The 9,062-nt window shown below is 70.0% G+C and carries 6 protein-coding genes; 2 read left to right on the top strand and 4 right to left on the bottom strand.

The window, feature by feature from the left end:
* Positions 1-385: 385 nt before the first annotated feature.
* The 3 genes from ACFWX1_RS47410 to ACFWX1_RS47420 are packed head-to-tail and all read right to left on the bottom strand — an operon-like array spanning position 386 to position 5,702.
* The gene (locus tag ACFWX1_RS47410) at positions 386-1,306 is read right to left on the bottom strand and encodes an ROK family protein (protein WP_378396514.1); all 921 of its coding nucleotides are present in this window, start codon (positions 1,304-1,306) and stop codon (positions 386-388) included.
* Positions 1,303-4,245, bottom strand: a complete 2,943-nt coding sequence (locus ACFWX1_RS47415) for a beta-mannosidase (RefSeq protein WP_378396515.1) — start codon at positions 4,243-4,245, stop codon at positions 1,303-1,305. The genes ACFWX1_RS47410 and ACFWX1_RS47415 overlap by 4 nt, the downstream gene beginning before the upstream one ends.
* The gene (locus ACFWX1_RS47420) at positions 4,242-5,702 is read right to left on the bottom strand and encodes an APC family permease (protein WP_378396516.1); all 1,461 of its coding nucleotides are present in this window, start codon (positions 5,700-5,702) and stop codon (positions 4,242-4,244) included. The genes ACFWX1_RS47415 and ACFWX1_RS47420 overlap by 4 nt, the downstream gene beginning before the upstream one ends.
* A gap of 152 nt (positions 5,703-5,854) precedes the next feature.
* On the opposite strand from ACFWX1_RS47420, the gene ACFWX1_RS47425 reads away from it, so the two are divergent.
* Together ACFWX1_RS47425 and ACFWX1_RS47430 are read left to right on the top strand one after the other, a co-directional pair.
* A complete protein-coding gene (locus tag ACFWX1_RS47425) occupies positions 5,855-7,015 on the top strand; it encodes an ROK family protein (RefSeq protein ID WP_378396519.1) in 1,161 nt (386 codons plus the stop codon).
* Between the two features lie 101 nt (positions 7,016-7,116).
* Positions 7,117-8,214, top strand: coding sequence for a DnaJ domain-containing protein (locus ACFWX1_RS47430; protein WP_378396517.1), 1,098 nt, complete (start codon positions 7,117-7,119; stop codon positions 8,212-8,214).
* Here ACFWX1_RS47430 and ACFWX1_RS47435 read toward each other — a convergent pair.
* Complete coding sequence (locus ACFWX1_RS47435) at positions 8,201-8,824, bottom strand: DUF1345 domain-containing protein (protein WP_378396518.1); 624 nt, start codon at positions 8,822-8,824, stop codon at positions 8,201-8,203. The two genes, ACFWX1_RS47430 and ACFWX1_RS47435, sit on opposite strands and share 14 nt — an antisense overlap.
* Positions 8,825-9,062 lie beyond the last annotated feature (238 nt).

The following is a 9,062-nucleotide window of genomic DNA, read 5'->3' on the forward strand; positions in this document are numbered from 1 at the left end:
CGCGGGTGCTTTCCGTCGCTGCGCGCGTGGAACGCCCCCGGGGCCCCCGCCGCCCGCCGCGCGGTCGCCACGGCCCCTTTCGCGCCGCTGAACGCCCCCAACGGAGCGTTCGCGACAGACGACGCCGCCGCGCGAAACCCCAGCCGTCACGATGAGACCCGCGAGCGACACAAACCCCGCAGGCCACACACTCCAGGCCCGCCGAACGCCGTGAAGGGGGCCTTCACGGCGCTCAGCGCCGGTAAGGAGGCCTTCACAGCACTACCCTCCACAAAGGACACCGGCAGCACCGACGCCGGACCTCGGCGCTGGTCCCTGGGTGACGTGCCGGGTCGGGGCACCGGCACGTCACCCAGGCGTCTCAACCGCGCTGTCCGGGATCGCGCTACGCGGGATCGCGTTGTCCGGAATCTCCCAATGCGAGGGCGACGGCGCCCAGCAGCGCGGCGTCCTGGTCGAACCGGGCGGCCACCAGTTCCGGCGGGAACGGCGCGGCGTGGGTGAGCCGGTCACGCAGGGCGGGCAGCAGCAGATCCGCCGAGCGGACCAGGCCGCCGCCGACCGCGATCCGCTGCGGGTCGAGCGCGATGGCCAGGTTGGCGACGTGCATGGACAGCTCGTCCAGCGCCGCCGTCACCAGTTCCTTGGCCTCCGTGTTCTCCCTGGCCAGCGCGAACAGCTCGCCCGCGGTGACCGGGCGGCCGAGCAGAGTGCTCGCCCGGCCGCCCAGCCCGCGTCCACCGACGGCTTCCTCCAGCGGCGCCGCTCCGCCGGCGAAACCCTCGGTGTCCTGCGGCGAGAGCAGGTTGTACCCGATCTCGCCCGCAGCCCCGTTGGCGCCGGTGAGCAACCGGCCGCCGACCAGTACCGCCGCGGCGATACCGGTGCCCAGCGAGAGGAACACGGCCGGATCGGCCCCGGCCAGCGCGCCCCACTTCCACTCCGCCAGCGCCGCCGCCTTCGCGTCCGTGCCGACCGCGATCGGCACCCCGGTGAACTCGGCGGCCACCAGCTCACGCAGGTGCAGCCGTTCCCAGCCCGGCACGTTCGGCGCGAGCAGGATCTCTTCCGGCAGCACGATTCCCGGGCTGACGACACCGATCGCGGTGATCCGGTCCGTCGCGCCCTCACCGGCCAGCAGGCTCTTCGCCCCGGCGAGCGCGCGCGTCACCACCTGATCGGCCCCCGCCTCCGCGTCGGTGTCCAGCCGGCGCGTGGCCAGCAGGTTCCCGTCACGGTCGGCGAGCCCCAGCGCCACCTTCGTGCCGCCGAAGTCGATCCCGAGGATCAAGTCCGCGTTCGTCACTCCCTGGTCCCCTCGATCCGCGGCGCCAGCGCCGCGCCCTGTTCGTCATGATGGCCGGAACCGCCCGCGCCGACCACGATCCGGCCCGTGTTGAACCCGTCGACGCTGACCACCGGCACGGCACCCTTGAGATCGGCCGCCTTGTAGGTCACGGTCAGCGTCTGCGACTGGCCCGGCCACAACGTGATGTCGTTGTCGTCCCAGGTCGCCCGCGCGAGTTGGTTGTCGCCGGACGCCTCGTGCCCGTCCGCGGTCCCGCGGCGCACGTCGGCCCGCAGGAAGAAGCCGACCGCCGGGGTCTTCGACGTGTTGGTGACGGTGACCGTGGTGACGGTGTCGTCGCCGTTCGGCCCCGGCGCCGCCTTCGTCGACGCCTTCGCGCTCACCTGCGACTTCGGCAGATCCTGCAACGCCTGCAGGTCGGCGTACTGGCTCATCGTCGCCTGCGGCTGAGCGTCGTTCGGGCCTTCCAGGGTCTTGGCCCAGTCCACCACGTCCTTCTGGGTGGACATCCAGTACACGTTCCGGTCGACGACCTTCCCACCCTGCTTGGCCTGCAGCTCCACGAAGTACGTCTGCGCCTTGGCCGGTGGCTTGGTCTCGGCGGGGACCTTCGGCTTGAGGACGTCGGTCTTCACGGCCTGGCTGCCCAGCGAGATCCCGTCCGCGGTCTGGTCGTCGAGCACCTTGCCCGCGGTGTCGTACACCTTGGCCTGCACCGAAACGCCGTTCTGAGAGCCCGCGCCGAGGTTGTCCACGGTCACCGTGCCGGTGTCGTAGCCGTACAGCGCGTGCAACGGCTTGTTCGCCTTCTTGGCGCCGTAGAACGAACCGGCCTGGTCGCCGTCGTTGTTGTACAGCGACCACAGCAACGTCGGCCAGCCCTTGTTCAACTGCCAGTACACGACACCGGTCGCCGGGTTCTTCTTGTCCGTCGAGTGGTGCAGGAACGACTCGAACTGTGAGCGGGTGTTCTCGTAGTTCGCCAGCTGCGCGAGCTTCACGTACGACTCGAGCGAGTTCCACTTGCCGTACCGCTCGGTGATCGACTTGTCCAAAGTGTACAGAGTGCCGAAGGCGTAGCCGCCGTGCCCGGATTCGAAGTTGGCGTGGTACTGATTGTACTCCGGATCGGTCCACAGCTTCCGCTGTTCCTCCGGCGAGAGGAACCGCTTCAGCGAGTCCAAGGTGGGCACCGTGTGCCCGGCGCTCTGCTCGCTGGCGAAGCCCCACGCGCCCCCGGCGTTGGTGCGGCTCTTGTCCTTCTTCGAGTAGTTCGTGGAATACCAGTAGGTCGGCGGGACCCAGTCGTACGGTCCTTCCTTCTCCCCGGACACCCCGAGCGTCGGCGTGCTCTTGTATTCCGCGGACGCCACCAGCGGGACGTCGAAGTCCGCCTCCTTGAACGCCTTCAGCGTCTCGCTTTCCTGACGCGGCAAGGGTTCGTTGTCGCTCCAGCCGTAGTTGAAGACGCTGGGATGGTTCCGCTCCATCTGCCCGATCGTGTAGGCCGAATCGTGCATGATCCGGTAGTCGCGGTCGGTCAGCTTCGCCGCGTCCTCCGGCTGCCACGCGTCACAGCACAGGAACCCGCCGATGATCAGCAGCCCGGCGCGGTCGGCCTGGTCGTAGAAGTCCTGCGGCATGTCGTGGCCTTCGAGCCGGATGCCGTTGAGGCCGAGGTTCTTGATCAGCGCGATCTGGTGCGCCGCGTCGGCCTTGTCGTAACGCAGGAACAGATCCGGCGCGTACCCGCCACCGCGGAACACGAAGTCCTTGCCGTTGACCCCGAACTGACGCGCGCCCTGCGGCAGCTGCGGGGACTTGCCGACCAGCCGCGAATTCACCGTCCGGATACCGAAGGTGCTCTGCGAGGACGTCGAGACCACGCCGCCCTGGGAGACCGAAGTGGACAGTCCGTACAGGGGCTGGTCGCCCATCGAGTAGGGCCACCACAGCTTCGGCTTGCCGATCTTCAGCGCGCCGAACTTCGCCGGGGTGAACGTCACGGTCTGCTTCGAGTTCGCCGGGACCTTCACGGTCTGCTTGACGACGATCGGCGCTCCCCCGCCGGCGGGCGGCGTGACCGTCGCGGACACGTCACCGGTCTGCGCGGTGGGCGCGTTGTTGGTGACGTCGACCTTCACCGTCAGCGACGAGCTGCTCATGTCGGCGGCGTTCGCCTGGACGACGTGTGCGTTGTCGCCGGTGAGCGCGTCGGAGATCTGCAACCGGGGAGCGAACTGGATACCGGTGTTGTTATCCGGCGGCAGCTGGCCCCAGTCGACCGTGTCGACGGTGTACATCGTCTTCGGGTCGTTCGGATACACCTTGATCGCCAAGGTGTTCTTGCCCTGACGCAGCAGCTTCGTGATGTCGAAGGTGTGCCCGGCGAAGGCGCCGCTGACGAGGTCCTTGCCCGCCACCTGCGTGCCGTTGACCCAGACGTCGCCTTCGCCGACGATGCCCGGGATGGTCAGCTTCGCGTTCTGCCCCTGTTTGAACGCGGGGGTGAAGTCGGTGCGGTACCACCACGGGTCCTTGAACGGTGCTGTGGTGACCGGGCCGAGCTTGTCGATGTACCCGAAGCATTTACGCATGTTGTCCGCGTAGAACACGTCCGGGCACTTGCCGTTCTGCACCAGCGCGGTGATCTCGGTGCCGGGCGCGCCCTCGTCGTCGGGCTTCACCGGGAGCCAGCCCTGGGTCGCGTAGCCGGGCGTGGAGACCTTGTCCCCGCCGTCCTTCACGCTCGCCGTGGTGAGCACCTGCCAGCCTTCGGTGCCGATCTTGGCGGGCTGTTGCCTGGGCGCGACGACGTCGGCGCCCTGATCCTTGCCGGAGGTGTCCGCGGACGCCGGAGCGGCCACGGACAGCACTCCCGGCACCAGGACCAGCGCGGCGCAGGCCGCGACCCGCGCCTTGAATGTCCTTGTCATGCTTCGGTTCCCTTGTTCTCGGTGACTCCGGTGGCGAGGAACGTTTCGCGGATCTCCTTGGGGCCGAACGGCCACGTCTTCTCCGCCTTGGCCCAGACCAGGAAGATCAGCAGGCCGAACACGACCCACCCGATGGCGAGGTACTTGCTGAACGAATCGTTGGAGAAGACGAAGATGTAGAGCCAGCCGATGGCCGCGACGATCGTCGGCACCGGGTACAGCCATTGCCGGTACGGCCGTTTCAGTCCCGGTTGCCTGCGCCGCAGCACGACGATCGCGGCGACCTGCGCGAGCGACTGGAGCAGGATCAGGCACGCGAGCGCCGCGTTGATCACCTGGGACAAGGAGAACAGCGAGAACAGCGCCGTCAGGAAGCCCATGGTGATCACGCCGAGCGTCGGCATGTGCAGCCTGGGGTGCAGTTTGCCGAAGGCGCGGAGGAACACCTTGTCCCGCGCCGCCTCGTACGGCACGCGCGAACCGCCGAGCAGACCGGCGAACACCGAGCCGATCGCGGCGACGACGATGAGGACCGTGAGCGTCTTGGCGACACCCGAGCCCCACGCCTGTTCCAGCACGGTGGACGCCACCGACGTCGCGCTCTTCAGCTCCTCCAACGGGATCGAGCCGAGCACGCCGACCTGGAGCAGGAAGTAGAGGCCCATGATGCCGAGGATGGAGAACACGATCGCGCGCGGCAGCGTCTTACCCGGCGCGCGGACCTCGCCGCCGAGATACGCGGCGGTGTTGTAGCCGAGGTAGTCGTACACCGCGGTCAGCAGGCCGGAGGCGAGACCCGCCCAGAACGCACCGCTCGGGAAGCTGAACGCGCCCGGGGTGAACGCGAACGCCTGGCCGGCGTCGAAGTGCGAGAACGCGGCCACGATGACGGCCAGCGCGGCGAACAGCATGACCACGAACAGCACCGTGGTCAGCTTGCCGATCTGGCCGATCCTGCGGAACAGCGCGAGGACGATGACGAGCACGATCGCGATGCCGACGATCTTGCCGAGCGGCGACACCCCGGCGCCGTCGACCACCGCCGGGAACAGGTAGCCCAAGTACTGGACGAGGCCGATGATGCCCGAGGACATGATCAGCGGGATGAACAGCACCGCGCTCCACACGAACAGGAACGGCATCATCCGGCCGGTCCGGTACTGGAACGCCTCGCGCAGGTAGATGTAGGTGCCGCCGGCACCGGGCATGGCCGCGCCGAGCTCGGCCCAGATCAGGCCGTCGGCCAGCGCGACGATCGCGCCGACGATCCAGCCGAACATCGCCTGCGGACCACCCAGCGCCGACACGACCAGCGGAATCGTGACGAACGGGCCGATCCCGCACATCTGTGTCATGTTGATGGCCGTGGCTTGGAGCGGGCCGATCTTGCGCTCGAGGCCGGCGGGCGGCGGGGGTACCGCCGTCCCGGGGTCCCCCGGCCGGGTGGGTGAACTCACGTCGTGCCTCCGTCCGATAGTTAGTAAAGTTTCTTAACATAAATCGTGCGGGTGAGGAAGAGCTCACTTCGTAAAGTTGCGGCAACGCGAGACACGAGGGGCGGGCTGACGTGGTGGCGGACAAGGGGCCGCAGGTGGGGACGCCGGCCAGTATGCGCGAGCTGAACCAGCGCCTGGTGCTGGAAAGACTACGTAAATGTGGCGCGGCGACAAGACCGCAGATCGCCGGGGACACCGGGCTGTCGAAACCCACGGTCGGGCAGGCGCTGCTCGACCTGGAACACCACGGGCTGGTGCGCGCGGCCGGGCACAGCCTGCCCGGTCCCGGCCGGGCCGCGGTGGTCTACCAGGCCGCGCCCGACGCCGGGCACGTCGTCGGCGTCGACATCGGCAGGCGCTCGATCCGGATCGCGGTGGCCGATCTGGAGGGCAGCATCGTCGCCCGGCTGGACGAGCCCAACCGCTGCCGTTCGGCGGGGGCGCTCATCAGGACCGTGCGCGACAGCACGGCCAAGGCGGTGGCCGGAGCCGGGCTCTCCCCCGCCGACGTCGTGTCGACGGTCGTCGGCACCCCTGGCATCCCCGATCCGCGCACCGGCACCGTCCACCGCGCGCCGAACCTGCCCGGCTGGGAACGCAAGGGGCTGCTGCGCGAGCTGGAATCCGCGCTCGGGCCGGATCTGGTGGTGGAGAACGACGCCAACCTCGCCGCGGTCGGCGAGCACGCGCTCGGCGCGGCGCTGGGCGCGGACGTCCTGGTGTGCCTCACCGTCGGCACCGGGATAGGCCTCGGCGTGCTGATCGGCGGCAGGCTGTTCCGCGGCGCGCACGGCGCCGCGGGCGAGATCGCCGACCTGCCCTACGGCCAGGATTCCACGGCACGGCCGCGGCGGCCCGGCCCGATGGAGGACGCCGCGGCCGGGCACGCCGTCGTCGCCGCGGCCCAGGCACGCGGCCTCACCAGGGCCCGCACCGCGAAGGACGTCTTCGCGCTCGCCCGCGCCGGGAATCCGGCCGCGCTGGACGTGGTCGGGCAGGAAGCGGTCAAGCTGGCCTACGTCGTCGCGTCGGTGACGGCGGTGCTCGATCCCGGGCTGATCGTGCTCGGCGGCGGTATCGGCGGCAACGCCGATCTGCTCGCCGGGCCGATGCGCGAGGCACTCGCCGCGACGACGCCGTTCGCCCCGGACATCGTGGCGGGCCAGCTCGGCGAGGACGCGGTGCTGGCCGGCGCGATCGCGACCGCGCTGGACACCGCGCGCGACCTCGTCTTCGACCGGCGCGAACAGCGCCGCGCCGCGCGCGGGGCCTAGCGCGGGGAGATTTCACCCCGCCGTGCCGAGGAGGCGGTTGGCGGCCGGTTTCGGTGACCCCATAGGGTTTTCGCGGCTGCCACCCGGAGGTGAACCCGAACGTGCCCGAGGTCGACTACTACGACGTGCTCGGCGTGGGCAGGACGGCGTCGCCCACGGAGATCAAGAGCGCCTACCGCAGGCTGGCCAAGACGATGCACCCCGACGCGGGCGGCACGGTCGGCACGTTCCGGATGCTCCGGGAGGCCTACGACACGCTGAGTGACCCCGCCCTGCGCGCCGGGTACGACGCGGGCGCCGCCGTGGCGCGCACGATCCGCGTCCCCGCCCGGCCCCGGCCGCGGCGCCGGTTCGGCGAGGAACCCGGATTCGTGCCGGAAACGCCCGATCTCGCCCCGGAAGAGCTGGACTGGTGGGATTTCGCCGGTCAGGACGCCCGGGTCCGGCACGGCAGGCGGCGCGGGCCGGGGCACACCCCGGTGGTCCTCGCGGTGGGCGGGATGGTGCTGGTCCTGCTCCCCCTGCTGACCGGGGTGGAGTTCTCCGCGCCGGTGCTCGTCGTGTGGCTGCTGCTGACGGCGGGCACCGCGGTGCTCGTCGGTCACCTCGCCCGCGGCTACCTGCGGGTGTCCCGTGCGAGAGAGGCGTACGCCGAGGAGTTCGGCGGGCGGCTGGTGTTCGGCACGCCGGGCGGCGAATCGGACGAACTCGCCCAGCGGCTGACCGCCGACCTGCTCGCGCGCTACTTCACCCGGCTGCCCGGCGCGCGGATCTTCCACGGCCTGGCCTGGCCAGGATCGGTGTTCGCCGACGTCGACCACGCCGTGCTGTGCGGAAAGCGGCTGGTGCTGATCGAGTCGAAGACGTGGCTGCCGGGACACTACGAGACCGGCGAGGACGGACGGCTGCTGCGCAACGGCCGGACCTTCCTCGGCGGGGGCAGCAGGCTCGCCGAAAGCCTCGCCGCCTACCGCGACCTCCTGCCCGGGATCGCCCTGCGCGGCGCGATGGTCGTCTATCCGAGCCGCTCCGGCGAGCTGACCACCGAGGACCCCGGCGATCTCCCCGCGCCGCCGATGACGCCGGAGGCGTTCCTGCACGAGATCGGCGCCTGGCTCTCGGCCGAACCGTCCACTGTGGACCACGAGGCGCTGCGCGCGATCCGCGCCCAGGTGACCGGCGCGGCTACTTCCCGGTGATGACGCCGACCGCGACGCCGAGCGTGGCGGTGTTGTAGAGGAACGCGAGCACGGTGTGCGCGAGCACCCGCCGCCGGATTTTCGTGGTCAGCGTCTCGACGTCCGAGACGGCGAAGGACGTCCCGAGGGTGAACGAGAAGTAGACGAAGTCGGGGTAGGCGGGGCGTTCCGTGCCCGGGAAGTCCAGGATCCGCTCGGGCAGGGCGGCGTAGTAGTCGCGCGCGTACCGTTCCGCGTAGCCGAAGTGCAGGATCGCCCAGGCGAGCAGCACCGCGGGCACGGCGAAGACCTTCGCCGCCATGGCCTCCTCGGCGGTGTCCCCGCCGGCCACGATCGTCAGCGCCGCGCCGACGCCGGTGAAACTGGCGAACATCGTGAACAGCAGGGCGCTGCGGCGGTCGGGCAGATCCTTGAGCCATTCGGACGGTTCGCCCGCCTCCCGCTTGCCCGCGCGGAGATGGCCGACGCGGATCGCCAGGTAGATGATGGCGAGCAGATCCCACAGCGCGAGGTAGAGCAGTTCGTCGTCCACGACCGCGACGACGATGCCCAGGAGGACGAGCGAACCCTCGATGAACCTGGAGATCAGGCGCGAAATCTTGCGCAGCACGCTCGGAGGGTAACCACGCTCCGGACCTGCCGCCTGTCGAAGCCGTGCGCACCGAGGGACGCCTTCGGTGCGCGGCCAACGCCAATGCGAGGAACTCGCGGAGTGCGGTCAGACGCGAGTTAGCCGTGTACGTGCAGGTCGCGGCGCTTCGCTTGCTGTTCCCGTGGCGACCGCATTTTCGGGGTGTCGTGGTGCCGGTAAGGCCACCTTACGGGCGTCTGACGCCCTTAAGGTGGCC

Origin of the sequence: Amycolatopsis sp. NPDC059021 (genome assembly GCF_042739895.1) — a bacterium.
In the GTDB taxonomy this organism is placed as follows: domain Bacteria; phylum Actinomycetota; class Actinomycetes; order Mycobacteriales; family Pseudonocardiaceae; genus Amycolatopsis.